The 1562-nt window shown below is 40.5% G+C and carries 1 pseudogene; it reads left to right on the top strand.

Features of this window, described 5'->3' with window-relative positions:
- Positions 1-1562 (top strand): annotated as a pseudogene (locus HMPREF1477_RS09735) (hypothetical protein); the annotation flags it as partial.

Below are 1562 nucleotides of genomic sequence, written 5' to 3'. Positions count from 1 at the left end.
GCAGATAAAGATGCTACTACATCTGGTGCTCAAACAGGTACTAAGAAAAATGCTAAAGTAGGTAAAGACGATAAAGTTCAATTGATTGCTGGTGAAAACCTTACAGTAAACCAAAACGAACGAGACTTCACATACTCCTTGAATAAAGATCTTGTGAAGATGAATTCTGCAACCTTTGAAGCCACAGGTGGTAGAACTACTGTTATTAAAGGCGATAGCATCGTTCAAACTGATGGCACAAAAGTGAATACATCTACAGCAGGTGGTAGTACCGTTGCAGATGGTACTAAGTCCACAGAAACTACAGCAGATGGTCAAGTCATTAAAGATGGTGCTAAGTCTAACAAGTCCACTGTAGATAGTAATGTTATTGATGATGGTAATGGTAATGTAAATACATCCAATGCTACATCTAACACAATTACAGATGGTACAAATACAAGTACAGTTACTGCTGGTAAAGCACAAATTGGTACAGTAGGTATCGACGGTGTAGCAAGCAAGATTACTACAGGTGGTGCTAATGCTGTTGTGATTAATGGTGCAGATGGCACAGTTAAGACTGGGACAGTAACGGTAATTGGTGGTACTACAAACGATATTACTGGTTTGTCTAATACCACCGTAACCGCAGCAGACTTTGCAACGAAAGGCCGTGCGGCTACAGAAGAACAATTAAAAGCTGTAGGCGAACAAACATGGCAAATCACTGCAGATAAAGATGCTACTACATCTGGTGTACAAACAGGTACTAAGAAAGATGCCAAGGTAGGTAAAGACGATAAAGTTCAATTGATCGCTGGTGAAAACCTCACAGTGAACCAAAATGAACGAGACTTCACATACTCCTTGAATAAAGATCTTGTGAAGATGAATTCTGCAACCTTTGAAGCAACAGGCGGTAAAACAACTGTTATCAAAGGCGATAGCATTGTTCAAACAGATGGAACAAAAGTGAATACATCTACTGCAGCGGGTAATACCGTAGTCGATGGTGCTAAATCTACAGCCACTACAGCTGATGGGACAACTGTAACTACTGCTAACGGAAATACTAATTACGCAGCAGATGGTGTACGTATCAATACAACTGGTAAGACTCCTGTATCGTTAACGGATGCCGGTTTAGATAATGGCAATAATGTAATTAAAAATGTTGCCAGTGGTCATGTGAATAATGATGCTACAGATAATACAAATGCAGCTAACATTGCAGATGTGAAAAAAGCAACAACTACAGTGACTGCAAATGCCGGTGAAGCAGCTAATGCAACGACAGGTAATGTAACATTAACATCTACTACAGCGGCAGATGGTCATACTATTTATGATGTAAAACTCAACGATAAAGTAACGTTGGGCTCTAGTGCTAATGCGGTAACGATTGATGGTACAGCAGGCAAGGCAACTTTTGGCTCTTCCGTTGTGGATGGCGTAAACAACACATTTACTACTGGTGGCGCTAATGCTGTTAAGTTAGATGGTGCAGCCGGCACAATTAAGACTGGTACAGTAACAGTAACTGGTGGTACTACAAACGATATCACTGGTTTGTCTAACAC

It is taken from the genome of Veillonella sp. HPA0037 (assembly GCF_000411535.1).
Classification (GTDB): Bacteria; Bacillota; Negativicutes; order Veillonellales; family Veillonellaceae; genus Veillonella; species Veillonella atypica.
The sequence above is the reverse complement of the archived record's forward strand: the minus strand, read 5'-3'. Positions and strand labels throughout refer to the sequence as shown.